Genomic DNA, 25,914 nt, shown 5'->3' on the forward strand with positions numbered 1-25,914 from the left:
CCTCCTGTTCGGCGTGCCGCCGATCTGCCGTTGCGCTTCGCACACGCGCACAGGTTCTGATGCAGCCATGCGGGTGGTCCAGGTGGCGAACTTCTACGGCCCCCGCTCCGGCGGACTGCGCACCGCGGTCGACCGCCTCGGCGCCGAGTACTGCGCGGCCGGACACACCGTGTTCCTCATCGTGCCGGGGCCGCACCCCGAAAGGGTGACGCTGCCGTCGGGCGTCGTCCGCATCTGCCTGCCCGCCAGGCTGATCCCGTACACCGGCGGATACCGCGCGGTGCACCCGGGTCCGGTCATCGCGCTACTCGCCGAACTGCGCCCCGACGCGCTGGAAGTGTCGGACCGGCTGACCCTGCGGTCGCTGGGGCCGTGGGGGCGCAGGCACGGTGTGTCGACGGTGATGATCTCCCACGAACGACTGGATCGGCTTGTCGGGCAGATACTTCCGGTGCCGATCGCACGAGCGGTGGCCGACGTCGCCAACCGGCGGACCGCGGCCAACTACGACGCGGTCGTGTGCACCACGGCGTTCGCCCGCGAGGAGTTCGACCGGATCGGGGCGACGAATGTGGCAACGGTGCCGCTGGGCGTCGACCTCGAACAGTTCCACCCCCGCCGCCGCTCGGCGGAGGTCCGGCGCCGATGGGCAGCGCCCGAGCAGTCGTTGCTGGTGCACTGCGGACGGCTCTCGGTCGAGAAGCAGCCGCACCGTAGCATCGAAGCCGTTGCCGCGCTGCGCGATTCGGGTATCGACGCCAGACTGGTGGTGGTCGGCGAAGGCCCGCTGCGGGCCCGGTTGCAGAGGCAGGCGGTGCGACTGCCCGTCGAGTTCACCGGGTACATCGGCTGCCGGGACACCGTCGCCGACATCCTGGCCAGTGCCGACGTCGCGCTGGCGCCCGGCCCGCACGAGACGTTCGGGCTGGCCGCGCTGGAAGCGCTGGCGTGCGGCACCCCGGCGGTGGTGTCACGGACCTCGGCGCTGGCCGAAATACTGACCGACGACAGCGGCGCCACCGCCGACAACGATCCACACGCCATCGCCCACGCCGTCAGTACCGTCCTGACCCGCCCCGAGCACCAACGCCGACACAGCGCACGGCAGCGTGCCGAGCAGTTCACCTGGCCGAGATCAGCGGCGGGAATGCTCGGCGCGCTCGGCGCCCGGTGACTTACCATCCAGGGATGCTTCGGACGTTCGCCGTGCTGGCCGCCACCGCGTCACTCCTCGCGCCCACGGTGGCCGTCGGAGCCGGGTCGGCCGGTGCCCAGCCGGCTCCGACGGAACCGGCTCCGGCGGCGTGCACCTTCGAGCTCACCGCGCCCAGCGTGGTGAACGTCTCCGGAACCAACGTGGTCACCGCCACTGTCACCACCAGGGCCTGCGACGGCGCGGTCGCCTATCGCACCACCGCCTGCATCCAGATGCAGGGCGCCAGCGGACCCGGCCAGTGCGCACACGGCAACGGCATCAACCCGGCGCAGGTGTTCTTCCAGCCCTACCGCCCGGGCGCCAACTACACCTCGACCGGCCGCGGATGCGCGTCCAAGGGCAACCCGCCGCAGCCGTACTGCCAGGAGAACGGTCCCTTCAGCGCCACGCTCTGAGCGCCCCGGTTTAGCCCACTCGCCGCCCGGGCATCCGTCGAATCAACGGGGTCGTCAACCGCGGCTGCCCCCGCATTCGAAGGAGTCGGCATGGATACCAACAACGTCGTCTGGATCGTCATCGCCGCTGTCGTCGCGATCATCGTCATCGGCGTGATCGTGTTTCTGGCGCGCAGGGCGCGCAACCAACGCCGCGCCCAGGAAGCCGACCGCATCCGCGAAGAGGTTCACCACGACAGCCGGCGCGTGCAGCGGCAGGCTTCCATCGTGGAGGAGACGGAGGCGAAAGCCCGCGCCGCGCAGGCCGAAGCCGAAGCCAAGGCCGCCGAAGCAGCACGGCTCGCCGAGACCGCGTCCAGCCGTCGCGACGCGCTGAACAGCTCGCAGCAGCATCTGGATTCGCGCCTTGAACACGCCGACACCCTGGACCCGCGCCGCACCGACGACGACAAGGGCGGCGCAGTGGCACCCGACCCCAAGAACCCCGTCAGGGACCCCGAAAACCCGCGCCGGGACGGTACCGCCGAGACGATGCGCCCGGACGTCAGGACCCGCTCACACTAAGCGGACCAGGACACCGGCAGACGCTTGATGCCGTGGATGAACGCCGAGTGCAGCCGGTCCGGTTCCTCCACGGCGCGGATGCCGGGCACCAACCGGTGCAACTCCTCGAACGCCACGGTGATCTCCCGGCGGGCGAGATTCGCGCCGAGGCAGAAGTGCGCGCCACCGCCGCCGAACCCCACATGGGGGTTCGGATGCCGGCCGACGTCGAACAGCCACGGGTTCTCGAACTTCGACTCGTCACGATTGGCGGAGCCGTACCACAGCGAAACCTTATCTCCGGCAGCGATTCTCACACCGCTCATCTCAACGTCCCGGGTCGCGGTGCGCCGCATGTAGGCAACGGGGGAGGCCCACCGAACGATCTCCTCGACCGCCGTCGGTGCCATACCCTGGTAATCGGACCACCACCGCTGACGCTGCTCGGGATAACGGCTGAGCGCGAGCACGCCGTGACTGATCGCGTTACGGGTGGTCTCGTTGCCTGCGACGACGAGCAGGATGAAAAAGGACGCCACCTCGGCGGAGGTCAGGCGTTCGCCGTCGAGTTCGGCGGCCACCAGGCTGGTGGTCAGATCATCGCCGGGATGGTCCCGGCGGTCATCGGCAAGCTGGGTGGCGTAGGCCCCGATCCCCATTGCCACAGAGACGAATTCGTCGAAATCGGTGGCGATGTCGGGATCGCCGAAACCCAGGATCACGTTGGTCCAGTGGAAGATCTTCTGGTGGTCCTCTTCGGGGATGCCCATCATGTCGCAGATGATCTGCAGCGGCAGGGGACCGGCCAGCTCGGCCACCAGCTCGCCGTTCCCGTCGGGATGGGCGGCGACCATCTGCTGGACCAGGCTGCGCGCGCGCTGCCGCACCGAATCCTCGATGAGGGCCAGCACCCGCGGCGTGAACGCGCTCCGGACGATGTTGCGCAGCCGGGTGTGCCGCGGGTCGTCCATCGCGATCATGGACCCGAAATACTCGGCCAATTCCGGGGTTTGGTCGCCCACCGTGATACCGAGAGCGGAGCTGAAGATCTCGGGATGCCTGCTCGCATAGAACACGTCGTCGTGCCGGGTCAGCGCCCAGTGACCGGCGACCTCGTTGTCCGGGTCGATGACGTAGGCCTCGTGGAAGGAGATGGGCGCCTCGCGGCGCAGCGTGGCGAACGCGCCGTCGCGATAGTCGTCGTCAAGACCCCAGAAGTCCCATGAGCCGAGGTCGATGTCGGCCAGCGGCACCTCGGGCGGTGCCACCCCGTTCGTTCGGGTGACGGCGGACTTCTCTATGCCCATGCCCAGGCTCATACAGCCCAAGGGTAGCGTCAGGGCCGCGCTTCATGGCCGGATCTGCCGTGCGTGCGCCGGTGCTCCTTCATTCGGGCTTCGTGGACGTGGCGCGCGCCGCCCGACAGCTCGTCGCGGACACGACGCTCATGCTCGCGCAAGACCGACCAGTACGAGTCGTCGAACTCCTCGACCACCTGGAACGTCCACCGTCCGAACAACACGTTGCGCCCGACGACGTCCGTCTCGAGCCGCTCGGCCACCGCGGCCGAGCCCGCCTCGCGCAGCGCATCGCATGCGTCGCCGAGCAGCAGGTCGGCATGCCCCATCAACTGGTGAAACGAGTAAAGGTGCCCCCTGGCCCGTTCCACGAACTCCAGCGCCTCCGTCACCTTGCCGACAGCCTCGACCGTGGCGTCACTCGAATCAGTCACCGAGGCGAGATACCCGCCCGTGACCCCCGGCAACCCATCTCCGGGGCTCCGGCGCTCAGCTGAGCGTGTACACGTGGTCGGGGGTCAACTCGGTGGTGACCGCCCTGGCCAGCAGGGTCCCCGGCTCGGCGCCCCGGAACGCGATGTCGGTGTTGGTCAGGATGACCAGCGCGGTCTGCCGCTCCGGCAGGTACACCGAGACGGTCTGGTAGCCGGGCACGCTGCCGTTGTGGCCGATCCAGCCGGCGACGTTGAACATGCCGAGTCCGTACTCCTCCGGTGCGGGCTGCCCCGAGCTTTCGACCATCTGCAGCCGCTGCTGCTGCATCTGCCGGGAGAGCAACGTCCCGGTCACCAGGGCCGGGGCCCAGATGCGCAGGTCGTGCAGCGTGGAGACCATGTTGCCGGCGGCCCACGACCAGGACAGGTTCCAGTCGGTGGCGGTCATCTCCCGGTCGTCGGGGGGCTGGACGGTGTAGCCGGTGGCATGGGGCCCGGGGAAGGTGGCGTCGGTGGGGAAGCTCGTCTCCGCCATTCCGAGCGGCGCGCTGATGTGACGGCGGATGTAATCACCGAGTGACTGTCCGCTGACCTTCTCCACCACCAGACCGAGCAGAACGGTGTTGGTGTTGCTGTAGTGGTATCCGTCGCCGGGGGCGAACATCGGGGGCTGCGAGAAGGCGAACTCGAGCATTTCCGTCGGCGCGAAGGCCCGCCCCGGATCGGCGATAACCGTCGGCACGAACTCCGGGTTCGCCGTGTAGTCGGGCAGCCCGCTCTGCATGCGCGCGAGCTGGCGCAAGGTGATGGCGTCGCCGCCGGGCACGCCGTCGACGTATCCGGCGATCGGGTCGTCGAGGCCGAGTCGGCCCTGATCGGCCAGCAGCAGCACCGCGGTGACGGTGAAAGTCTTTGTCAGACTTCCGATCCGGCTGTAGAAGTCGGTCTTCATCGGTGCCCGGGTCTTCGTGTCGGCCACGCCGAACGCGCGCACATAGTCGCCGCCCGGGCCCCAGATCCCGACGATGGCACCGGGAATGCCGGCCTCGGTCATCACCCGCTCGACCGCATCATCGAGACGGTCGGTCACCTCGGCTGCCATCGTCGTGGCCGGCGCGGTGACAGCCGGGTTCCGGGAGCCGGTGGTCTGCGTGGTGTCCACGGACTCCCCGCACGCGGTGAGTGCCAGCACCATGGCGAACACGATCGGCAGAGCGCGGGTGATCATCGCACCCAGCGTATGTGCCGAATCGCGGCGCCCGTTCTCATCCGCCACGACCGGCCGCGGCCTCCGCAGCGGTCAGCGATCGAACTCCGCATCGTCGTCCGGCACGGCCAGCGACTGCTCGATCAGGTCGGCTTCGCTGGCCTGCCAGTCGCGCTCCTCACCGACGCGCTGCGTGTCGTTCCAGGTGTCCTCGTCGACGACGTCGTCGATCGGCGTGAGTTGTTCAGCCACGTCGGCTTCGGCGGCATCGCCGAGCTGGCCGGGGTCTGGGGTCGTCATCAGCTGTCCTCCGATGGTCGGTGACGTGCGAGCGGCACTCCCACGATAGGCGCGGTTGCCGGCGGGTCTGCCGGGTACCCGCTGACCACCCAGCACACTCACCTCGCGACCAGGCCACCGGAGGCCGTCCCGGATTGGTCACTGTTTGACCGTTGCTGCGTCGTATGCCCTGGTGATTCACTGGTCCAAGTGGCTCTCGGGTACGCTGCGTAAACTCCGCGAAAACGGGATAGGCCCTCAAGCCCGGTGGGGCCCTGCCAACCGACCAGCTTCCAGAATCTCAAAGGCTAGTACTTTGCCAGAAACCACGAGCGGCTCAGCGGATCTGCAGCCTCACTTCGAAGACGTCCAGTCGCATTACGACCTGTCCGACGACTTCTACCGGCTCTTCCTTGACCCGACACAGACCTACAGCTGTGCGTACTTCGAGCGCGACGACATGACGCTCGAGGAGGCGCAGATCGCCAAGATCGACCTGTCGCTGGGCAAGCTCGGACTCCAGCCCGGCATGACGCTCCTCGACATCGGGTGTGGGTGGGGCGCCACTTTGCTGCGCGCCCTCGACAAATACGACGTCAACGTCATCGGCCTGACCCTGAGCCGCAACCAGCAGGCGCACGTGCAGAAGCGGCTGGACGCGCATGGCAGCGGGCGCAGCAAGCGGGTCCTGCTGGCCGGCTGGGAGCAGTTCGACGAGCCCGTCGACCGCATCGTGTCGATCGGCGCTTTCGAGCACTTCGGCCGCGATCGCTACGACGAGTTCTTCAAGAAGGCCTACCAGGTGCTTCCCGACGGCGGCGTGATGATGCTGCACACCATCATCAAGCCCACCGACGAGGAATTCGCCGATCGTGGCTTGAAGCTGACCATGAGCATCGTGCGGTTCTCGAAGTTCATCATGGACGAGATCTTCCCCGGTGGTGACCTGCCCAAGCCCACCACCGTCGCCGAGCACGCGACCAAGGCCGGTTTCCGGCTCACCCGCGAGCAGCGGCTGCGCGAGCACTACGCCAAGACACTGGATATCTGGGCCGACGCGTTGCGCAAACGCGAGGACGACGCTGTCGCGATCCAGTCCCGGGAGGACTACGACCGGTACATGAAGTACCTGACCGGATGCGCGGATCTGTTCCGCGACGGCTACACCGACATCTGCCAGTTCACTCTGGAGAAGTGACGCCCCGGTCCCGGTAGGACCGGGCCGGCTGTCCCACCTCGCCGTCGGCTGCGTCGCGGCGCCTGGCCGCCATCCCGGCGAGCGCCTCGAACACCACCCGGTGCGCGGCGTTGATCGTGAGCTCGGCGTGGTCGTAGGCGGGCGCCACCTCGACCACGTCCACCCCGACGACGTCGTGCTCGTGACAGAGTTGCCGCACCATGCGCAACAGGTCTGCGCTGGTAATGCCGCCGGGCTCCGGGGTCCCGGTGCCCGGTGCGTGGGCCGGGTCCAGCACGTCGATGTCGACCGAGACGTACAGCTTGTCGGCCTTGGCCAGCGCCTCGGCGACCGCGTCGGCCATCACCGCCTTGAAGCCGCGCTCCCAGATCTCCTGCATGGTGTGCCAGGTCATCTTCTGTTCGAGCATCCACTCGAAAGTATCCTGGGGCGGCCAGTAACCGCGCAGCCCGACCTGGACGAAATGCGAACCGGGCACGGCGCCCGATTCGATCAGCCGGCGCATCGGCGTGCCGTGGCTGGCGAGGTTGCCTTCGATCTCGTCGGCGGTGTCGGCGTGGGCGTCGAAGTGCACGATGCCGACGTTGCCGTAGCCGTGCACGTCGGCAACGGCCGTGGCGGCGGGCCAGGTGATCGAATGGTCGCCGCCGAGGATGACCGGGACGATCCCTCGGTCGGCCACCGCGTGCACCCGCTCCCGGATGTTGCGGTGTGACACCTCCGTCTGGCCGTGCGGGCAGTAGGCGTCGCCGAAGTCGACGACCTCGAGCCAGTCGAAGATCTCCAGACCCAGATCCATGTGGTACGTCCCGGGTTCATAGGCCGTCGCGCGGATCGCCCGCGGACCGAAACGGGCGCCGGGACGGTTGGTGGTCCCGACGTCGAACGGCGCGCCGACGACGGCAACGTCCGGCTTCCACGAGTCGAGCTGTTCGGACTCGGTGAGAAAGGGCCGGTGGCCGAAGGACACCACCCCGGCGTAGGGAAGGTCCAGCTGCTCGGCCATACCCGGTGCGAGCTCACGGTGAGGTCGGTGATCGTGGCCCATGGGCACGACCGTACCGGTCAGCGCTGCTGCGGTCCGGTCAACGCACGCCGCAGATCGTCGGGGATCGGGCGCTTGGCCCAATCCGTGGTCGACACCACGACGTAGACGTTGTGCCCGCGTACCGCCACACGCTCGTCGTCTCCGCCGGTCCGGGCGAACACGGTGAACCCGATGGTGAAACTCGTCGAACCGATCCGCGCGCACTGTGCGCTCACCCGCACCTCGTCACGCCATCGCACCGAGGCCGTGAAGTCGATTTCGGAGTGCACCACCTGGAAGTCGTGGCCTCCCGCCATCAACTGCGGATATGAGACCCCCAGCGACTCGAGCAGGCCGGTGCAGGCCTCGTCGAACCATGTCAGGTAGTGGCCGTTGAACACCACGCCCTGCTGGTCGATCTCGGCATAACGGGGGACGATCACCAGCGAGAACTCGGTCACCCGCAACACCCTAGACACAGGTGCGCCAGACTCGGACCCGTGAAACTCGTGACGATCGACGATGTGCGGGCGGCGGCTGAGCGGATCCGACCGAATGTGGTGCGCACTCCGCTCCTGGCCGCGCGCTGGGGCGACCGGGAGCGGCCCTTGTGGATCAAACCGGAGAACCTGCAACCCATCGGCGCGTTCAAGGTGCGCGGTGCGTTCAACGCGATCGGGGCGGTAAGGGAGAACAGCGACGGTCGGGACGCCGTCACCGATGTCGTCGCGTATTCCAGCGGCAACCACGCCCAGGCCGTGGCCTACGCCGCGGCGGCGTTCGGCCTGCGCGCCCACATCGTGATGCCCGAGGAAACGCCCGAGGTCAAGGTGGCGGCGACCCGTGGTCTCGGCGCGCGCGTGGTGCTGTGCGCGGCGGGGCAGCGGGAGGCGGTCGCCGAGCAGACCGCCCACGACACGGGCGGGGTGATGATCCCCCCTTTCGACCATCCTGACGTGATCGCCGGTCAGGGCACGGCCGGTCTGGAGATCGCCGAGGATCTGCCGTCGGTGCGTAACGTGCTCATCCCGGTCAGCGGCGGAGGCCTGGCGTCGGGCATCGGCACCGCGATCCGCGCGCTGTGCCCGGCCGCGAAGATCTTCGGTGTGGAACCCGAACTCGCCGCCGACACCGCCGAAGGACTGCGGCTCGGCCACCGCGTCGACTGGCCCGTCGGGGACCGCAACCGCACGATCGCCGACGGTCTGCGGTCGCAGCCGTCGGAGCTGACGTTCGCCCACCTTCAACAGGTGCTCGACGGGATGATCACGGTGTCCGAAGCCGAAATCCGCTCGGCGGTCCGCGAACTGGTCCACCGCGCCCACCTGGTCGCCGAACCGAGCGGCGCGGTGGCGCTGGCCGCCTACCGGCAGGGAGTGACACCGCCCGGTGACACGGTGCTGATCCTGTCCGGCGGCAATGTGGAGCCGCAGATGCTTCGGCAGATCCTGGCCGACTGAGGGCCGCCTCTCATTCGTCAGATGTGCAACGGCCGGGCAGAGGGTAGGGTCCACCCGGGATTTGCGAAGGAGTGTTGCGTGGACGCGGTTCTCGGCTTGTCGGTGACACCGTCTGCCGTCGGTCTCGTCCTGGTGGAGGGGCAGGACGTCGACGGCGTCACATTGGACGGTGACGGATTCGAGGTCGGCGGGGACGGCGCGGCGGGCGCGCTGTGCACGTCGGAGCAGGCCACCGCTGCGGTGCGCCGCAGCGAGGCCGTCGCGGCAGACCTGGGCCGCCGGGTGCACGCCATCGGCGTGACCTGGAGCGACGACGCGGACACGGAGGCCTCGTTGCTTCTGAAGTCGCTCAGTGAGGCGGGTTTCGACAACATAGTCCCGGTCCGGCTGTCGGAGGCCACCGATGCGCTTGCGCGGCGCATAGCCAAGCTGATGGGTTACCGGACCACCGCGGTCTGCGTCATCGAACCCGAACAGCTGATCGCTCTCGTCGCCACCGACGAAGGCGCGGTGCAGACGGCGGTCAACCATTCGGTCGTGACCGAAGAGGACCTGATCGGCTGGCTCAGCTCGGTGTTCGCCCGGGCCGATTGGGCGCCCGAAGCGCTGGTGCTGGTCGGCTCCGCCGAAGACCTCGACGGACTCTCGCCGATCCTGGAGGACGCACTGGCGGTTCCGGTGTTCTCGCCGGATGCCGCGCAGTTGGCGCTGGCCCGGGGCGCGGCGCTGGCATGCGCCAGCAACGGCGATTTCGATGTCTGGCCCGGTCCCGCCTCCGAGCGCCAGACACGCCCGGCCACAACACGTTTCGCCCGGTCCGCGCCTGCGGTGCTGCTCGCCGCAGGCGTGGTGACCTTCGTGGCTTCGGTGTCGGTCGCCGTCGCGCTGGCGCTGACACCCGGACAACCGGCACCGCAGCCCAGGCCTGCGGCGGAATCCGCCGCTGCGCCGCCCGCAGCCGCACCGCCGAGGTCGCAGGTGCCCCCGCCGCCCGTCGCCGCGGTGGAGCCGGCGCCGGAGCCGGTGGCGGCGCTCGTGGCACCCGAGCCCGAAGCCCCGCCGCCCGTCGTCGACGAGGCACAGTCGGTGCCCGCACCGCTTCCCGAGCAGGCGCCGGTCGTCGAGGCCGCATCGCCCGACGCAGGCCTGCCCGCCGCGCCGCCGGTGATCCCGGCGCCCGAGGTGGTGCCGCCTGTTCCACAGGAGCGTCCGGGCATTCTGCAGAGGATCAGGGACCGGCTGTCGAACGTCGGTCCCGACGATCCGCAGCAGGCAGCGGTGCCGCCTCCGCCTGCGCCGGCTCCGCCGCTGCCGTAGCCGCCCGCATATCCTGGCTGGGGTGAGCCAACCCGTCGCCCCGGTGCAACCGACGTACCTGCGCATCGTGCTGCGCTCGGCGGTCATCGCCTGTGTCGTCGCGGCGCTGCTCCTGGTGGAGCTGACCTCCGGCCGCGGCGTGGGATGGCGGCTGATCACCTTCACCTACCAGGCCAATCTGCTGGCCGCGGCGTTCTATCTGTGGACCCTGATCTCGCCGAGGGCCGACGCCAGGGTCGGTCTGCGCGGTGCGGCGGTGTTGTACGTGGTGATGGCCGGGGTGATCTGGAATCTGTTCCTCACCGAGCACAGCATGGGCTACACGCCGGCGAACCTGCTGCTGCACGTCGTGGTCCCGGTGCTGGCGCTGAGCGACTGGCTGCTGGTCGGCCGCGGGGTGTGCCCGGTGGCGTGGTGGCAACCGGTGGCCTGGCTGGCCTACCCGGCGGCATACCTCGCGCTGGCCCTGCTGGTGCTCAACCATGCGGGTCGGCGTGCGCCCTACTACTTCCTCGACCCGGGCAGTGTCGGCGCGGCCACCGTCGCGGTCAACGTCGGCGCACTGTCGGCATGTGTGCTGGCCTTCGGATACACCTTGTTGGCGGTCCACCGGGGCGCAACAGCGGTTCGGGCGGACATTTCGTGAAACGTTCCGCGCCGCGACCCCGATAGCTCAACATGGGCACAACCGCACCACGAATTAGGATGGCAACGTGCTGAGAGCTCGCCTGCAGCAAACCCGATCCGCACGCGGGGGCACCCGCCGGATCGCGGCCGTTCTCGGCTGCGCTGCTGTGGTCACCGGGGTTTCGCTGGCGGGCCCGGTGCCCGTCGGCTCCGCCGGGTCCGCCGTCGGCGCGGCCGTCGCGAGCGTCTCACCCGCGCCCGGCGAGACCGTCGGCGTCGCACATCCAGTTACTGTCACCTTCGCCGGACAGGTGCCCGACAGGGCGGCTGCGGAACGCGCCGTCAACGTCGTCCCGGCAGGTGCATCCGCCCCAGCGGCCGGGTCCTTCACCTGGCTCGACGATCGCGTTGTGGAGTGGACGCCCGCGCAGCCGCTGCCCGCGCACACGGCGATCGGCGTGTCGGTGGGCGCCTTCGCGACCGGCTTCGAGACCGGAGCGTCGGTCGTCAGCGTCGCCGACATCGGCGAGCACACGTTCACGGTGAGCATCGACGGAGTGGTCGCCCGGCAGATGCCGGCATCGATGGGCAAGCCGAGGTACCCGACCCCGACCGGGCAGTTCACCGCGCTGGAGAAGCAGCGCTACGTCACCTTCGACTCCCGCACCATCGGCATCCCGCTCGACGACCCGGAGGGCTATCTCATCAAGGGGGAGTACGGCGTGCGCGTGACGTGGGGCGGCGTGTACGTGCATTCCGCGCCGTGGTCGGTCGGATCCCAGGGCTACGCCAACGTCAGCCACGGCTGCATCAACCTCAGCCCCGACAACGCGGCGTGGTATTTCGACACGGTGGGCGTCGGCGACCCGATCATTGTGCAGGCCTGACGGCCTGCCGCTCAGCAGTTGGCCTGGATCCGGAATTCGGCGGTGACGGCTTCGCTGGGCTTGCCGGCGAAGGTGCCGTCGGCTTTACCCGTGATCGTGTAGCTCCCGTCGCGGCCGGTCACCTCGGCGTCGCCGATGTTGTCGGCCCAGAACGACCCGGTGAACCCGCCGACGCCGCGGAAGTCGACGGATTCGGCGGTGACGTCGCCACCGGTCGACAGCACCGCGGTGAAACCGTTCTCCTTCTCCGGGGTGTCGATGTACCAGGACCAGCCGTTCTGGCGGCACCGCACGGCGTGCGCGCCGCCGGTGTCACTGCCGTCGATCGCGACGGTCGCGGTGGTGCCGCCGAGTGCGGCTTCTGGTGTCGAACAGCCGGCCACGCCGAGTACGGCGCCGCCGCCGATGAGGGCCGCCACGAAGTGCCGGGGCACACGAGTCTTCATGGCGCCAGACTCTATGCGGTGGTGTGTCCCCGTCCGGCCGGAATGCCGGTGTATTCCGGATTGGGCGGCACAGACAGCGCGATTCCGATGCGGTTGGTGGCGCCGATGAACGCGGCGATCGAGATACCTTCGAGGATCTCGTGGTCGTCGAGGCCCAGATCCCGCAGCCGCACGATGTCGCTGTCGCGGATCGACTGGGGGTCGCTGTTGACCGCCACCGCGAGGTCGGCCAGGGCACGTTCGCGTTCGGTCAGTTCGGCGACCTGGTGGTCGATGGCGACGCGCTGGCCGAACGACCAGTCACCTGCCACCTTGCCCAGCTTGTTGGCGTGGTTGGTGTGGCAGTACGCGCACCGGTTCTCGCCCGAGACAACGGTGGCGATCACCTCGCGCTCGCGGGCGCTGAGCCCGCCGCGGCCGTCGGTGCCCAGCAGCGGCAGCAGGTAGGCGTTGAGGCGTTCGAGGTCGCCTTCGTTGAGGGAGAGTGCCCGGAACCAGTTCGAGGTCAACCCCTCGTCGCGGAGCTGTCGGTTGAAGAAGCCCCGCACGCCGGGGGATCTCAGTTCGTCGAGCTCGGGCACGGCCAGCCGTGAGATCGTGGCGCGGGCCTGCACCGGAGCGTCTGCGGTTGCTGTCATGGCCCTGACCTTCCCGCGGATGCCGGTGCGGGCCAAGACTTCTGCACGCCCAGAGGCGAACTCTTGCGCTCCGGCTCGGCACCGTTTCGAGAGTCAGGCAGGGTCCAGCATCTGAAGCTCCCGCTCCGGCAGAGCCGGGTCAGTTTCAGCGGTTTCCCGGCGGATGTAATTCACGAGCGTCTCGTCTGCGTCGACGGGCCGGAATCCGGCGGACTCGATCTTCGTCAGGTCGAGGACACTGTTGCGCGGGCGCGGCGCGACCGGGGCTGTCGCGGTGCCGAAGTACGCGGCGGTGGACACGCCGCTCACCCGGTCCGGGTCGTGGCCTGCCAGGGAGAAGGTGCGTCGCGCAATGTCCGCCCAGGAGCAGACCGCCCCGGACCCGGTCGGCCGGTACCCCGGAAGGTCCTTGGCTCAGGACCGGCGATCTGGGCTTCTTCTCCGATGGACGACTCTTCATCGTCGGTCGCATCAAGGATCTCTTGATCGTGTACGGGCGAAACCACGCCCCCGACGACATCGAGGCGACGATTTCGGAGATCACCGGAGGCCGCGTCGCAGCGATCGCCGTGCCGCGCGACGGCGTGGAGCAGTTGGTCGCCGTCATCGAGTTCAAGAAGCGGGGCGACTCCGATGAAGAGGTGGCGAATCACTACACCGTGGTCAAGCGTGAGGTCACCTCGGCGATCTCGAAGTCGCACGGCCTGGCAATCGCCGATCTGGTTCTGGTAGCCCCGGGCTCGATTCCGATCACCACCAGCGGCAAAGTCCGCAGACAGTCCTGCGCCGAGGAGTATCGGGGAAATAGGTTCGCCCGCTTGGACGCCTGAGAGGGGACGGTGCGCGATCCTCTCACACCCCCGGACGTCGTGGCACCGAAGTTCCGGCGCAGCCTCAACGTAGTGACGCGGCGGTCTCGTCGTCGGCGGGCAGGAAGGCTTCGATGCTGAGCTCGGCCGCGGTCAGGTCCAGTGCGGTGCCGAACGTCGTGACCATGCTGAGGAATCGGAGCAGACGCCCATCCTCGGTCACCAGCTCCAGCGGCACGGCGACACTGCCCAGGTCGGGGGAGTCGTCGAAACCTCCAGGGTAGGAATCTATTTCGGCCAACAGGTCGGCCAGTTCGGCCGACCCGGCCGTGTCGACTTCGCGCCGCAGCCGCTCCACCAGGTGGGTTCGCCACTGTGCGAGGTTGCGGATGCGGGGGGCCAGCCCGTCCGGATGCAGCGCGATACGCAGGGCGTTGGGCCGGCCGAGAAGGTGCGGCGCAACCCCGTCGAGCAGTATCGAGGCACCCGGGTTGGCCTGCAGGATCCACCAGCCCCGATCGACCACCACACACGGATACGGGTCGTAGGCCGCCAGTACCATCTGCACACCGGCGCGCACCGCGGCCATGTCCGGCGCCTGCAGGGACCGTTCGCCGTACACCGGTGCCAGGCCGGCCGCGACGAACAGCCGATTCTGTTCGCGTTGCGGCACATCGAGCACCGTCGCCAGCCGCAGCACCATCGCCCTGCTGGGTGCCGACCGTCCGGTCTCGATGAAACTGACGTGCCGTGCCGACACGCCGGCGGCCAGGGCCAGGTCGAGTTGACTGAGCCTCCGGCGTCGGCGCCAGTCGCGCATCATGGCCCCGAATGTCATCGGTGGTCGTTGCACACTCGTCACCGTCCCAGTCTGACTCGCGCGCCCATGCGGGGCCATTACCTCTGAGGTAATTGCATCGCTTACCTCACGCGGCGCACCGTGGAGTGAGCCACCCGAGAAAGGCGACGACATGTGCCCCCGAGAACCGAGCGTTGACGTTCCGATCCCGAGATGGTTGCGGGTGGTCCTGATCTGCGACCGCGCAGGGTCGTCGTGGTACATCGGCGCCGGATTCTTCTTCGCGCCGGTGCTGGCGCTGGTATCCCCGTGGCCCGCGCTCACCGCGGCACTGTGGGTGTTCATCGCTCTCGCCGGCTTGTGGCTCGGCCTGCTCGGTGTCGCGATGGCCACCGGACTCGCCGTCGTGCTGCGGTCGAATACCGAGATCCCGGAGGACTATTGGCGTTCGATCCTGGAATATCCGCGTCTCACGCGATGAGTAGCTGCGGATGACACTGCTCTGCCACGCCGTGAGCAGCCGCGAGTGCGACCTCGTCGTCGCCGGGGTCTAGTGGGCGACCGGACAGCCCGACGGCCCGGTGTAGTCGACCTGCCAATGCTTGATGCCGTTGAGCCACCCGGAGCGAAGGCGGTCAGGGGTGCCCGCGGAGCTCAGATCGGGCAGGTGGTCGGCGATGGCGTTGAACATCAGGTCGATGGTCATTCTGGCCAGGTTGGCGCCGATGCAGTAGTGCGCACCGGTGCCGCCGAACCCAACGTGGGGGTTGGGGTCACGCATGATGTCGAACGTGAACGGGTCGTCGAACACCTCCTCGTCGAAGTTCGCCGACCGGTACGACATGACCACCCGCTGGCCCTTCTTGATCTGCACGCCGGAGAGTTCGTAATCCCGTAGCGCGGTGCGCTGAAACGACGTGACCGGCGTGGCCCACCGCACGATCTCGTCGACCGCGGTGGCCGGGCGCTCACGCTTGAACAGCTCCCACTGGTCAGGGTGCTCGGTGAACGCGATCATGCCGTGGGTGATGGAGTTGCGGGTGGTTTCGTTGCCTGCGACCGCCAGCAGCACCATGAAGAAGCCGAACTCGTCGTCGGTGAGCTTGTGGCCGTCAACGTCGGCCTCGATCAGCTTGGTGACGATGTCCTCGCCGGGCTGTTCGGCCCGAAGGGCTGCCAGCTGCATCGCGTACATGATGAGTTCGGTTGCCGCATTGCGATTGTCGTAGTGGGCGAACTCGGGATCGTCGTCGCTGACCATCTGGTTGGACCAGTCGAAGAGCTTCTTGCGGTCCTCCAGCGGCACCCCGAGCAGGCCGGCGATGGCCTGCAGCGGCAGTTCGCACGACACCTGTTCGACGAAGTCGCCCGCGCCTGCGGCAGCCGCCGACTTCGCAATGTTGTGAGCGCGTTGGGCGAGGTCCTCGCGCAACCGCTCGACCGCACGGGGGGTGAATCCTCGCGAGATTATCTTGCGCAGGTGGGTGTGCCGCGGTGCGTCCATGTTGAGCAGCACCAGACTTCCCGTCTCGACCTGCTCGGTGGTGGAACCCTCCGGATAGCGCGGCAGCGCGGTCTTCTGCTGACTGGAGAACACTTCGCTGTGTTTGGAGATCTCCTTGACGTCTCTGTGCTTGGTCACCACCCAGTAGCCGCCGTCGCCGAACGGGCCCGCGCCGCCGGAGGTCTGTTCGTTCCACCAGATCGGCGCACAGCGGCGCAGTTCGGCGAGCTCCTCGACCGGCAGACGCTCGAGGTTCAGATCGGGATCGGTGAAGTCGAATCCAGGGGGGAGCGTGGGAGTCGCCATACGTTGGCTCCTAAACGTCGAACGGCCGTATCGCATTGCTACACCACATGACGGTTTCCGGGTGAGAAGTTGGGCGAAGTACGCCGAATCTCTGCAGCCGCTGTAACGAAATCGGCGAGAATGCTGATTCATCCTGTGACCACAAAGGAACCGGGAGGGTGCAACGTGAAGTTCGGTTTCCGCGCAAGGATCGCGTCCGTCGCCGGTGCAGCCGCGTTCGCGACGCTCATCGCCGCCGCGCCGTCGGCATCGGCCGACCCGGCCGCGCCCGCTCCGGCGCCACTGCCTGTGCCCGGCCCGGCGGTGCCCGACTCCGCGCCGCTGCCCGCGCCTGTTGCGGCGCCGATGGCCTCACCGGTTCCGGCGCCGCTGGCCGCGCCCATCGCCGGTCCCGCATCCGTGCAGTCGCTCGCCGCCGGACCTGTCGAGCCGGTGGCCGAGGGGGTGCCGCACCTGGCCAGCCCGGAGAACCTGCCGCCGGGCACCAGCACCACCCCCACCCAGCAGTCGCGTCTGGGATATCTGCGCGACCTCTGGCATGCGATGCAGACCCAGGAGGTCAGCGGGAGCAACGCGCTGCTGCTGCTGACGCAGCGTCCGCTGAGCTCCTCGCCGTCGGCGGGAATGCCTGCGGGTCCGCAACCCGTGGCACCGCCCGCACCGGCGCCCGTGGCGCCTCCCGTCGTTCCCTAGCCGACTGCCCGGAGCCCGTCGTCGGCTGACACCTTCTCGATCCGGGCGGGCACGTGTTTGTGCCACGGCGTTCCGGCGTACGCGTCGCGCCATGCGCTCGACGTCAGCGCGTTCGGCGCGACCCCGGGCACCGCGGCCCCGCCCGCGCCGTCGGCGAAATCGACGCCGTACCCGTTGGGCAGTGAGGCGTGCCCCGGCAGCATCGATGCGCTGATCTCCACGGTGGCCTCGGCGCTGCCCGCCGCGGTGGTGATGCGGGCCCTGCCGCCGTCGCTGAGGCCGAGCGCGGCGGCATCCTCGACGCTGACCCGCAGCGCGCCGTCGCTGTCGCGCTTGCGCCACGCCGGGTCGCGCATGATGTCGTTGGCGGTGTAGGCGCGGCGTTCGCCTGCGGACAACACGATCGGGAAGTCGGCCGTGGTGCGGGCAGCCGGTGCGGCGGACAGCGCCGCGACTTCGGCGAGCATCTCCGGTATGTCCAGCGCGATCTTGCGGTCCGGGTGCGTGATCAGCGTGAAATCGTCCTCGTAATCGTGCACGGTGAACGTCACACCCGACCTGCCGTCGAGGATCGCGGAAAACAGCGCGTTGCCGTCCGCATGTCCGGCCCGCCGCACCGCGTCCGGATACGTCATCGCGGTCTTCTGCGCCAGTCCCCACAACGCTGCGGCGCCGGAGAGCCCCTCGGGCAGGGTCGGGCCCAACGTCTCGTACAACACGAACGGCAGCACCTTGCCGAGTCCGGGGTTGGCCCCGACCGCCGCGAGGAACGCCTCGGTGAACTCAGGTAGCCCCTGCGCTGCGGCTCGGCGCAGCGGCGCGAGCTCCGCACCGTCGACCACGTCGAGCTCTCGCATCAGGCGGGCCCAGATCTCCGGCTCGGGCAGCGTGCCGGGCAGCGGCTCCATCAGGCGGTGGCGCAGGTGGAAGGTGTTGTGCGGGAACTCGAGGTTGAAGAACGTCGCCTCGGCCTTCTCGAACTGGGTGGCGGCGGGGAGCACGTAGTGCGCCAGCCGCGCAGTCTCGGTCATCGCCACGTCGATCACCACCAGCAGCTCGAGGTCGGCGAAGGCGCGCCGGACGGCAGCTGAGTCCGCCAGTGAATGCGCCGGATTGCTGCTTTCGACGATCATGGCGCGGAAACGGTCGGGGTGATCGGTGTGGATCTCCTCGGGGATCACGCTGCTGGGCATCAGCCCGCCGATGATCGGGGCGCCCGTGACCGGGGTGCGCCCCACCCCGCCGGGCCGGAACAGCGGCGCGAACGACGAATGCAGGTGCTGGGCACCGCGTTTGGCGAAGTTGCCGGTCAGGATCCACAGCATCTTGTTCAGATACGAGCACAGCGTGCTGTTCGGCGACTGCTGGACGCCGAGATCCTCGAACACCGCGACACTGCCGGCGGCACCGATCCGGCGCGCGGCTGCCCGCAAAAGCTCCTCGTCGACGCCGCACCGCTGGGCGTAGTCGGCGACGGGCACCTCGGCCAGCACCGTACGCACGGCCTGCACGCCGGTGACGTGGTCAGCGAGAAACGTTTCATCGCACAGCTTCTCCTGTACCAGCACACCAGCCAGAGCGGCCAGACACCAGGCGTCGGTGCCGGGCCGCACCCGCAGGTGATAGTCGGCCATCTTTGCGGTATCGGTGAGGACGGGGTCGATCACGATCATCGACCGGGCCGGGTCCTTGGCGATCTCGTTGAGCACCACGCGGGCCCGCGGGAAGCTCTGCGACATCCACGGGTTCTTGCCGACGAAGACCGACACCTCGGCGTGCTCGAACTCTCCCCGGGTGTGACCGCCGTAGAAGTGGGCGTCGATCCAGTACTCGCCGGTCTTCTCCTGGGCCAGGGCGTTGGAGCGGTAGTGCGAGCCCAGTGCCTTGAGGAAGGCGCCGCTGTAGGCCCCGCCCAGGTGGTTACCCTGACCGCCGCCACCGTAGTAGAGGATCTTGTCGCCGCCGTGCGTGTCGGCGATGCCGCGAAAGCCTGCGGCGATCTCCGATATTGCGGTGTCCCAGTCGATTTCCTCGTAGCTGCCGTCGGGCTTGCGCCGCATCGGCGAGGTCAGGCGGTTGCGGTTGTTCTGATAGTGGTCCAACCGCAGCGCCTTGTTGCAGGTGTATCCGCGTGAGGCCGGGTGCAACTTGTCGCCCCGGATGCGCGCGAGGGCGCGACCTTCCACCTGCACCACGATGCCGCAGTTACATTCGCAGAGGATGCAGGCGGTGGGCTGCCACTGGCCGGTCTGCTCGGTCATCGGGGGGCTCGCTTTCTCGCGGCGGGGGAGGTCTGGCTGCGGATCAGTTCACGAAGCTGTTCCTGGACGAGATCCAGCGCCGCAGGGTTCCGGGATGCGCGGGCGACGACGATCGCGCCCTCGAAGGACGTCAACACCAGCATCGCCAAAGACGTGGCGGCCGGCCGGGCGAGTCCGTCGGCGATCAGCCGCTGCGCGAGCAGGTCGTGCCAGCGGGCGAAGGCGGCGGCAGCGCGCTCGATGACGGCGGCCGACTGCTCGGGCTTGTCCGGATCGCCCGCCTCCACGGTCACCGCCACCACCGGGCAGCCGGCGCGAAAGTCGCTGTCGCGCAGTTGCTTGCGGTATCCGTCGAACAGACCGTCCAGCGCCTCGAGGGTGGTGGACGCCTGCGCCAGCCGATCGGCGATGAACTCGCCGGCAAAATCGACCGCTTCGCAGAGCAACTGCGTCCGGCCGCCGGGAAAGTAGTGGTACGCGGACCCGCGCGGGGCGCCGCTGTGTGCGAGCACGTCGGCGATGGCCGTCGGGTGGGCGCCGCGCTCCCGGATCAGCAGTGCCGCGGAGATGACCATCCGCTCACGAGGACTTGTCACGGTGTGACCCCCTTCAGCGCCGACTATGTATACAACCCTACATATCCGCGCCGCGCAGGGGAACGGAACCGTAGAATCCGCGGCGTGCCCGGCGAATCAGTCTCCGCGCAACGCCTGCGCGACCTCGCGCTGTTGCGCCGTGTCAAGGACCGGATCGACCGCGAGTTCGCGCAGCCGCTCAACGTCGAAGCCCTTGCCCGCGGCGTCAACATGTCGGCCGGGCACCTGTCCCGCCAGTTCAAGTCCGCCTACGGCGAGTCCCCGTACACCTACCTGATGACCCGGCGCATCGAACGCGCCATGGCGCTGCTTCGACGCGGCGACATGAGCGTCACCGAAGTCTGCTTCGAAGTCGGCTGCGCCTCGCTGGGCACCTTCAGCACCCGGTTCACCGAACTGGTCGGCGTCCCACCCAGCGTGTACCGCAGGGATGCCGCCGAGGTGGCGCCGGGGATCCCGTCGTGCGTGGCCAAACAGGTCACCAGACCGATCAGGAATCGAGAAGCATCGGTCGCCGCGCTGCCGTTAGCGTGACCGACATGGACATCATGATCAACGCCAGCTTCCTTCCGCACACCGACCCGGAGGCGTCGCTGGCGTTCTACCGGGACGCCCTCGGTTTCGAGGTTCGCAAGGACGTGGGGCACCAGGACATGCGGTGGATCACGCTCGGCCCCGTCGGGCGGCCCGACACGAACATCGTGCTGACCCCGCCGGCCGCCGACCCCGGCGTCACCGACGAGGAGCGCCGCGTCATCGCCGAGATGATGGCCAAGGGCACCTACGCCAGCATCATGCTCGCCACTACCGATCTCGACGCAGTCTTCGAACGGGTGCAGGCCAGCGGAGCGGAGGTCATGCAGGAGCCGACCGACCAGCCGTGGGGTGCACGCGACTGCGCGTTCCGCGACCCCGCAGGGAGCACCGTCCGCATCCAGGAGCTGCCCTGAGCATGCCCCACGCCGCCGACAGCCATGACCTGATCCGCGTCACCGGCGCACGGGAGAACAACCTCAAGAACGTCAGCCTGGAGCTACCCAAGCGCAGGCTGACGGTGTTCACCGGCGTTTCGGGGTCGGGCAAGAGCTCGCTGGTGTTCGACACGATCGCCGCCGAATCGCAACGGTTGATCAACGAGACCTACAGCGCGTTCGTCCAGGGGTTCATGCCGTCGCCGGCACGGCCCGACGTCGACGTCCTCGAAGGACTGACCACCGCGATCATCGTCGACCAACAGCGTCTCGGCGCCGATCCGCGCTCCACGGTCGGAACCGCCACCGACACCGGGGCGATGCTGCGGATCCTGTTCAGCCGGCTCGGGAAACCGCACATCGGCTCACCGCAAGCGTTCTCGTTCAACGTCGCCTCGATGAGCGGCGCCGGCGCGGTGACGTTCGACAGGGGCGGCAAGACCGTCAAGGAGCGCCGGGATTTCGCGATCGTCGGCGGCATGTGCCCACGCTGCGAGGGCCGCGGCGCGATCAACGACATCGACCTGTCCGCGCTCTACGACGACACCAAGTCGCTCAACGACGGCGCACTGACGATCCCCGGCTTCTCGATGGAGGGCTGGTACGGCCGGATCTTCAACGGTTGCGGATTCTTCGACCCGGACAAACCCATCCGCGACTTCACCGCCAAGGAACTCGACGCGCTTCTGCACAAGGAAGCCACCAAGCTCAAGATCGACGGCGTCAATCTGACCTACCTGGGCCTGATTCCGCAGATCAAGAAGTCGTTCCTGGCCAAGGACGTCGAGGCGATGCAGCCGCACATCCGTGCGTTCGTCGAGCGGGCGGTCACGTTCACCACCTGCCCGGACTGCGACGGCACCCGGTTGTCGGAGACCGCGCGATCGTCGAAGATCAACGGTGTCAGCATCGCCGACGTGAGCGCCATGCAGATCACCGATCTGGCGCAGTGGATCGACGGGGTCAGCGAGACCACAGGAATCGAGGGAGTGGCGCCGCTGCTCACCGCGCTGCGTCACACGCTGGACTCGTTCGTCGAGATCGGGCTGGGCTACCTGTCCCTGGACCGGCCCGCGGGCACGCTGTCCGGGGGAGAAGCGCAGCGCGTCAAGATGATCCGGCACCTCGGCTCGGCGTTGACCGACGTCACCTACGTCTTCGACGAACCCACGATCGGGCTGCACCCGCACGACATCGACCGGATGAACACGTTGCTGGTGCAACTGCGGGACAAGGGCAACACCGTGCTGGTGGTCGAGCACAAACCCGAGACGATCGCGATCGCCGACCATGTCGTGGATCTCGGCCCCGGCGCCGGCACGGCAGGGGGTGACGTCGTCTTCGAGGGAACCGTCGACGGGCTGCGCCGCAGCGATACACTGACCGGCAGGCACCTGGGCGACCGGGCCTCGCTCAAGCAGGCGTTCCGGAAAGCCCACGGCGCGTTGAAGATTCGCGGCGCTAACACCCACAATCTGCAGAACGTCGACGTCGACATCCCGCTCGGGGTGCTTGTGGTGGTCACCGGTGTGGCCGGCTCGGGCAAGAGTTCGTTGATCGACGGTTCGGTCGCGGGCCGGGACGGGGTGGTGTCGGTCGACCAGAGCCCGATCCGCGGCTCACGGCGCAGCAACCCGGCGACGTACACCGGTGCGCTGGAGCCGATCCGCAAAGCCTTCGCCAAGGCCAACGGCGTCAAGCCTGCGCTGTTCAGTTCCAATTCCGAGGGCGCATGCCCGACGTGCAACGGTGTCGGCGTGGTCTTCACCGACCTCGGCGTGATGGCGACAGTGGAGTCGTTGTGTGAGGAGTGCGAGGGCCGACGGTTCCAGGCCGAGGTGCTGGGGTACACGCTCGGCGGGCGCGACATCGCCGAGGTGCTCGCGATGCCGGTCGCCGAAGCCGCGGCGTTCTTCTCCGAAGGCGATGCGAAAGTGGCTGCGGCGCAGAAGATCCTGGACCGGATGGCCGATGTCGGGCTGGGCTATCTCACCCTTGGTCAGCCGCTGACCACGCTGTCCGGCGGGGAACGCCAGCGGCTCAAGCTGGCCTCCCGGCTGAGCGACAGGGGAGCCGACGAGGGCAGTGTCTACATCCTCGATGAGCCCACCACCGGGCTGCACCTGGCCGACGTCGATCAGCTGCTGGGGTTGCTGGACCGCCTGGTGGACTCCGGCAGGTCGGTGATCGTCATCGAGCATCACCAGGCCGTGATGGCCCACGCCGACTGGATCATCGACCTGGGTCCCGGCGCGGGCCACGACGGCGGTCGCATCGTCTTCGAGGGCACACCGCGGCAACTGGTCGATTCGGCGACCACCCTCACCGCCAAGCACCTCGCCGATTACGTGCGCACCTAGTGATTTCGGTGTCGTTGGTCAATCTCAGGTTGACCAACGACACCGAAATCACCGCTATACGCTGGCGGCCTCGTTGAGCTCGTTGAGCGTGTTGGTCGCCTCCAGGTACTCCTGCACCCAGCGCTCGATGACGGTCGCGGTCTTCTCCACCTTGGTGAACTGTCCGACGACCTGGCCGATCGGGTTGAACGCGACGTCGACGGTCTCGTTGGGGTACTTGTGCGTCGCAGCCACGGCCATCCCGGAAACCATGTACTGCAGCGGCATTCCGAGCGGCTTGGGGTTCTCCGGGTTCTCCCAGGCCTCGGTCCAGTCGTTGCGCAGCATGCGTGCCGGCTTTCCGGTGAACGACCGGCTGCGCACGGTGTCGCGGCTGGTGGCCTTCGCGTAAGCGGCGTGCTGGACCGGGGTGTTCTCCGATTCCTCGACCATCACCCACTGGGAGCCCGTCCACGCGCCCTGCGCGCCGAGCGCGAGCGCCGCGGCGATCTGTTGACCGCTGCCGATGCCACCGGCGGCCAGCACCGGCACCGGCGCCACCTCCTTGACGACCTGCGGCCAGAGCACGATGGAACCGACCTCACCGCTGTGTCCACCGGCCTCACCGCCCTGGGCGATGATGATGTCCACCCCGGCGTCGGCGTGCTTGCGCGCCTGTGACGGCGAGCCACACAGCGCGGCGACCTTGCGCCCCTCGGCGTGGATGTGCTCGATCATGTCCTTGGGCGGGGTGCCGAGCGCGTTGGCGATCAGAGTCATCTTCGGGTGCCGCAACGCGACCTCGACCTGCGGGGTGGCGGTGGCCTCGGTCCAGCCGAGCAGCTGCAGCGCGTTGTCGTCGCTGTCGTCGGTGGGCACGCCGTGGTCGGCGAGGATCTTCTTCGCGAAGTCCAGGTGCTCCTGCGGAACGAGCGCGTTGAGCGTCGACTTGAGTTCGTCGGCCGACATGTTCGAGTCCATGCCCTCGTACTTGTTCGGGATCACGATGTCCACGCCGTAGGGGTGGTCGCCGATGTTCTCGTCGATCCAGTTCAGCTCGATCTCGAGCTGTTCAGGCGTGAACCCGACCGCGCCGAGCACGCCGAAACCACCCGCCTTGCTGACGGCGACGACCACGTCGCGGCAGTGGGTGAAAGCGAAGATAGGGAACTCGATGCCCAACTCGTCGCACAGGGGAGTATGCATAGTCCGCTCCTGGTATGGCCATGGCAACAAAAGATCAAAAACTGAAACGTGTTCTACTTTAGTACACCACGCAGGCCGCCGGATCCGCCTCTACCGGATCCACTCACTCGAAGCACCGGCCAGCCCTGCTCGGCCGCCGCCGCCGCCAACTCGCGGCGCGGGTTCACCGGACGCGGGCGCCCCACCAACGTCATCAGCGCGATGTCCTCGTTTCCGTCGGCGTAGAAGTAGCTGCGCCCCAGGTCGACGTCGTTGCCTGCGCAGAACTCCTGCACCGCCGCGGCCTTGCGCCTACCCCAGATCACCGGCCTGGCGATCCGGCCGGTGAGCCGCCTGTCATCTCCGACTTCGAAGTGGTTGCACAGGACGTGGTCGATCTCCAGATACCTGGCCACCGGTTCGGCATGGATGGTCAGCGCCGAGGAGCTCATCACGACCGTGTGCCCGCGCCGCTGGTGCGCCAGCACGATGTCGTGCATCACGGGGAAGAGACGTGATCTGACCCGTTCCCGGAACAGCCGTTCCCCGATCTCCTCGAGGTCGGTCAGCGATTCATCCCGCAGATACCCGGCGGCGCGCTCCAGCAGCTTGGCGAAGTTCACCCGGCCCATCCGGTAGCGCATGGCGGCCTCGATGACGCCGGTGATCTCACCGATGCGGGCCTGGCGGCGGCGGATGCGGTCGCCCGCGTGAGCGGTGGCGGTGAATCCGTCGACGAGCGTGCCGTCGAGGTCGAAGAACGCGCCGATCTGCGGCCCTGGCGGGCTGGCGTCGATGTCGGCGACCGGATCGACCGGGGTCGCGGCGTCCGCGGTCACAATTCCGCTCCTCATATCAGCGGGCAGGCACGGGGCTGACAAGCCATGCTACGGGCGTCACCGGCACTACTGGTTTAATCTGTGGCCTGGTCGCAGCAGACGGCCACGGTAGTTTGGTCTTGCCGGGTTCAGGATGCAGCCTGCGCGAGTCGCACTGATCGGTGCCCTCGCAGTATGCGATGAGCGGCCTTACACGGAAGGTGAACCTTGGACGAGCAAGCAGCCGAAGGCACGAACGTTGGGGGTGCGGCATCCTCTTCGACATGTGTCGTCACCGAGCGATGGGTCGAACGAACGGCCGTCGTCGCGGTGTCCGGTGTCGTCGACATGCTCACCTCACCCCAGCTGGAATCGGCGATCGACACCGCTTTGAGCCAGCAGCCCGCGGCGGTGGTTATCGATTTCACCGATGTCGAGTTCCTCGCCTCGGCAGGCATGGGGGTCTTGGTCGCCGCGCACGACAAGGCCGGTTCTGATGTCAAGATCAGCGTGGTGGCCGAGGGACCCGCCACCAGCCGTCCACTGAAACTGGTCGGCATCGCGGACATCGTCGCGCTGTACCCGAATCTCGAGGAAGCGCTTGCGGCGCGCGACACATAGCAAGCGCGCTTGAGAAGGTGCTTTGAGGGGTAGCCAGCGA

29 protein-coding genes and 1 pseudogene are annotated in these 25,914 nt (G+C 68.2%); 15 read left to right on the plus strand and 15 right to left on the minus strand.

Going from position 1 to position 25,914, the window contains the following annotated elements; all coding sequences use genetic code 11:
* The first annotated feature begins 67 nt into the window (after positions 1–67).
* The 3 genes from BN976_RS18690 (at position 68) to BN976_RS18700 (ending at position 2,175) form a co-directional block, all read left to right on the plus strand.
* Complete coding sequence (locus tag BN976_RS18690; RefSeq protein ID WP_011780241.1) at positions 68–1,174, plus strand: glycosyltransferase; 1,107 nt, start codon at positions 68–70, stop codon at positions 1,172–1,174.
* Positions 1,175–1,188: 14 nt separating this feature from the next.
* Positions 1,189–1,611 carry a hypothetical protein gene (locus BN976_RS18695; protein ID WP_036372850.1) on the plus strand — a complete coding sequence of 141 codons (423 nt, stop codon included), beginning with the start codon at positions 1,189–1,191 and terminating at the stop codon, positions 1,609–1,611.
* A gap of 90 nt (positions 1,612–1,701) precedes the next feature.
* Positions 1,702–2,175, plus strand: coding sequence for a hypothetical protein (locus BN976_RS18700; protein WP_011780239.1), 474 nt, complete (start codon positions 1,702–1,704; stop codon positions 2,173–2,175).
* Here BN976_RS18700 and BN976_RS18705 read toward each other — a convergent pair.
* The 4 genes from BN976_RS18705 to BN976_RS18720 all read right to left on the minus strand — a co-directional run bounded on the left by BN976_RS18705 (position 2,172) and on the right by BN976_RS18720 (position 5,393).
* Positions 2,172–3,473, minus strand: a complete 1,302-nt coding sequence (locus BN976_RS18705) for a cytochrome P450 (RefSeq protein ID WP_011780237.1) — start codon at positions 3,471–3,473, stop codon at positions 2,172–2,174. The genes BN976_RS18700 and BN976_RS18705 overlap by 4 nt on opposite strands.
* A 17-nt stretch (positions 3,474–3,490) precedes the next feature.
* Positions 3,491–3,886: a hypothetical protein gene (locus BN976_RS18710; RefSeq protein ID WP_036373224.1), complete on the minus strand. Its 396-nt coding sequence runs from the start codon at positions 3,884–3,886 to the stop codon at positions 3,491–3,493.
* A 55-nt stretch (positions 3,887–3,941) separates the two neighbouring features.
* On the minus strand, positions 3,942–5,114 hold the full coding sequence (locus tag BN976_RS18715; protein WP_049778223.1) for a serine hydrolase domain-containing protein: 1,173 nt from the start codon (positions 5,112–5,114) through the stop codon (positions 3,942–3,944).
* Between the two features lie 72 nt (positions 5,115–5,186).
* Entirely contained in the window at positions 5,187–5,393 is a 207-nt protein-coding gene (locus BN976_RS18720) for an Rv3202a family protein (protein ID WP_011780234.1), read from the minus strand.
* Between the two features lie 295 nt (positions 5,394–5,688).
* Between BN976_RS18720 and BN976_RS18725 the strand changes: the two genes are divergently transcribed.
* Positions 5,689–6,570, plus strand: a complete 882-nt coding sequence (locus tag BN976_RS18725; RefSeq protein ID WP_011780233.1) for a cyclopropane mycolic acid synthase family methyltransferase — start codon at positions 5,689–5,691, stop codon at positions 6,568–6,570.
* Here BN976_RS18725 and speB read toward each other — a convergent pair.
* Complete coding sequence (gene speB, locus BN976_RS18730) at positions 6,554–7,618, minus strand: agmatinase (RefSeq protein ID WP_011780232.1); 1,065 nt, start codon at positions 7,616–7,618, stop codon at positions 6,554–6,556. The genes BN976_RS18725 and speB overlap by 17 nt on opposite strands.
* A gap of 17 nt (positions 7,619–7,635) precedes the next feature.
* Positions 7,636–8,058 carry an acyl-CoA thioesterase gene (locus BN976_RS18735; protein ID WP_036373228.1) on the minus strand — a complete coding sequence of 141 codons (423 nt, stop codon included), beginning with the start codon at positions 8,056–8,058 and terminating at the stop codon, positions 7,636–7,638.
* A 39-nt stretch (positions 8,059–8,097) separates the two neighbouring features.
* On the opposite strand from BN976_RS18735, the gene BN976_RS18740 reads away from it, so the two are divergent.
* The 4 genes from BN976_RS18740 to BN976_RS18755 all read left to right on the plus strand — a co-directional run bounded on the left by BN976_RS18740 (position 8,098) and on the right by BN976_RS18755 (position 11,888).
* Positions 8,098–9,057 carry a threonine ammonia-lyase gene (locus BN976_RS18740; protein ID WP_011780230.1) on the plus strand — a complete coding sequence of 320 codons (960 nt, stop codon included), beginning with the start codon at positions 8,098–8,100 and terminating at the stop codon, positions 9,055–9,057.
* Between the two features lie 78 nt (positions 9,058–9,135).
* A complete protein-coding gene (locus BN976_RS18745) occupies positions 9,136–10,374 on the plus strand; it encodes a DUF7159 family protein (protein ID WP_036372854.1) in 1,239 nt (412 codons plus the stop codon).
* Between the two features lie 22 nt (positions 10,375–10,396).
* Complete coding sequence (locus tag BN976_RS18750) at positions 10,397–11,020, plus strand: Pr6Pr family membrane protein (protein ID WP_011780228.1); 624 nt, start codon at positions 10,397–10,399, stop codon at positions 11,018–11,020.
* A gap of 67 nt (positions 11,021–11,087) precedes the next feature.
* Positions 11,088–11,888 carry a L,D-transpeptidase gene (locus BN976_RS18755; protein ID WP_036372856.1) on the plus strand — a complete coding sequence of 267 codons (801 nt, stop codon included), beginning with the start codon at positions 11,088–11,090 and terminating at the stop codon, positions 11,886–11,888.
* An 11-nt stretch (positions 11,889–11,899) separates the two neighbouring features.
* Here BN976_RS18755 and BN976_RS18760 read toward each other — a convergent pair whose 3' ends face one another.
* The 3 genes from BN976_RS18760 to BN976_RS18770 all read right to left on the minus strand — a co-directional run bounded on the left by BN976_RS18760 (position 11,900) and on the right by BN976_RS18770 (position 13,326).
* Positions 11,900–12,334 carry a lipoprotein LpqH gene (locus tag BN976_RS18760; protein ID WP_051558495.1) on the minus strand — a complete coding sequence of 145 codons (435 nt, stop codon included), beginning with the start codon at positions 12,332–12,334 and terminating at the stop codon, positions 11,900–11,902.
* A gap of 11 nt (positions 12,335–12,345) precedes the next feature.
* Positions 12,346–12,972: a peroxidase-related enzyme gene (locus BN976_RS18765; protein ID WP_036372859.1), complete on the minus strand. Its 627-nt coding sequence runs from the start codon at positions 12,970–12,972 to the stop codon at positions 12,346–12,348.
* 93 nt (positions 12,973–13,065) lie between these two features.
* Positions 13,066–13,326 carry an SDR family oxidoreductase gene (locus tag BN976_RS18770; RefSeq protein WP_109489620.1) on the minus strand — a complete coding sequence of 87 codons (261 nt, stop codon included), beginning with the start codon at positions 13,324–13,326 and terminating at the stop codon, positions 13,066–13,068.
* A 32-nt stretch (positions 13,327–13,358) separates the two neighbouring features.
* Between BN976_RS18770 and BN976_RS18775 the strand changes: the two are divergent.
* Positions 13,359–13,802 (plus strand): annotated as a pseudogene (locus BN976_RS18775) (AMP-binding protein); the annotation flags it as partial.
* Between the two features lie 64 nt (positions 13,803–13,866).
* On the opposite strand, the gene BN976_RS18780 reads toward BN976_RS18775, so the two are convergent.
* Positions 13,867–14,619 (minus strand): helix-turn-helix domain-containing protein, encoded by a 753-nt coding sequence (locus tag BN976_RS18780; protein ID WP_036372862.1) that lies wholly within the window; start codon positions 14,617–14,619, stop codon positions 13,867–13,869.
* Positions 14,620–14,752: 133 nt separating this feature from the next.
* On the opposite strand from BN976_RS18780, the gene BN976_RS18785 reads away from it, so the two are divergent.
* Positions 14,753–15,061, plus strand: a complete 309-nt coding sequence (locus tag BN976_RS18785) for a hypothetical protein (RefSeq protein WP_036372865.1) — start codon at positions 14,753–14,755, stop codon at positions 15,059–15,061.
* A gap of 69 nt (positions 15,062–15,130) precedes the next feature.
* Here the strand turns inward: BN976_RS18785 and BN976_RS18790 are convergent, their stop codons facing one another.
* On the minus strand, positions 15,131–16,390 hold the full coding sequence (locus BN976_RS18790; RefSeq protein WP_011780222.1) for a cytochrome P450: 1,260 nt from the start codon (positions 16,388–16,390) through the stop codon (positions 15,131–15,133).
* A 165-nt stretch (positions 16,391–16,555) separates the two neighbouring features.
* Between BN976_RS18790 and BN976_RS18795 the strand changes: the two genes are divergently transcribed.
* On the plus strand, positions 16,556–17,083 hold the full coding sequence (locus tag BN976_RS18795; RefSeq protein ID WP_011780221.1) for a hypothetical protein: 528 nt from the start codon (positions 16,556–16,558) through the stop codon (positions 17,081–17,083).
* On the opposite strand, the gene BN976_RS18800 is transcribed toward BN976_RS18795, so the two are convergent.
* Positions 17,080–19,344 (minus strand): molybdopterin-dependent oxidoreductase, encoded by a 2,265-nt coding sequence (locus tag BN976_RS18800; protein ID WP_036372867.1) that lies wholly within the window; start codon positions 19,342–19,344, stop codon positions 17,080–17,082. The two genes, BN976_RS18795 and BN976_RS18800, sit on opposite strands and share 4 nt — an antisense overlap.
* Complete coding sequence (locus BN976_RS18805) at positions 19,341–19,940, minus strand: TetR/AcrR family transcriptional regulator (protein ID WP_036372868.1); 600 nt, start codon at positions 19,938–19,940, stop codon at positions 19,341–19,343. The genes BN976_RS18800 and BN976_RS18805 overlap by 4 nt, the downstream gene beginning before the upstream one ends.
* A gap of 84 nt (positions 19,941–20,024) precedes the next feature.
* Between BN976_RS18805 and BN976_RS18810 the strand changes: the two genes are divergently transcribed.
* From BN976_RS18810 to BN976_RS18820, 3 genes are read left to right on the plus strand one after another with little or no spacing between them, the layout of a single operon-like run.
* The gene (locus tag BN976_RS18810) at positions 20,025–20,474 is read left to right on the plus strand and encodes a helix-turn-helix transcriptional regulator (protein ID WP_036372870.1); all 450 of its coding nucleotides are present in this window, start codon (positions 20,025–20,027) and stop codon (positions 20,472–20,474) included.
* 5 nt (positions 20,475–20,479) lie between these two features.
* Positions 20,480–20,890 carry a VOC family protein gene (locus tag BN976_RS18815; RefSeq protein WP_011780217.1) on the plus strand — a complete coding sequence of 137 codons (411 nt, stop codon included), beginning with the start codon at positions 20,480–20,482 and terminating at the stop codon, positions 20,888–20,890.
* A 2-nt stretch (positions 20,891–20,892) separates the two neighbouring features.
* Positions 20,893–23,271, plus strand: coding sequence for an ATP-binding cassette domain-containing protein (locus BN976_RS18820; RefSeq protein ID WP_036372873.1), 2,379 nt, complete (start codon positions 20,893–20,895; stop codon positions 23,269–23,271).
* Positions 23,272–23,325: 54 nt separating this feature from the next.
* On the opposite strand, the gene BN976_RS18825 is transcribed toward BN976_RS18820, so the two are convergent.
* Positions 23,326–24,456 carry a nitronate monooxygenase gene (locus BN976_RS18825; RefSeq protein ID WP_011780215.1) on the minus strand — a complete coding sequence of 377 codons (1,131 nt, stop codon included), beginning with the start codon at positions 24,454–24,456 and terminating at the stop codon, positions 23,326–23,328.
* A 53-nt stretch (positions 24,457–24,509) separates the two neighbouring features.
* Entirely contained in the window at positions 24,510–25,289 is a 780-nt protein-coding gene (locus BN976_RS18830) for an HAD family hydrolase (RefSeq protein WP_051558498.1), read from the minus strand.
* 192 nt (positions 25,290–25,481) lie between these two features.
* Between BN976_RS18830 and BN976_RS18835 the strand changes: the two genes are divergently transcribed.
* On the plus strand, positions 25,482–25,874 hold the full coding sequence (locus tag BN976_RS18835) for an STAS domain-containing protein (protein ID WP_011780213.1): 393 nt from the start codon (positions 25,482–25,484) through the stop codon (positions 25,872–25,874).
* The last annotated feature ends 40 nt before the right edge of the window (positions 25,875–25,914 follow it).

It is taken from the genome of Mycolicibacterium austroafricanum (assembly GCF_000612725.1).
In the GTDB taxonomy this organism is placed as follows: Bacteria; Actinomycetota; Actinomycetes; order Mycobacteriales; family Mycobacteriaceae; genus Mycobacterium; species Mycobacterium austroafricanum.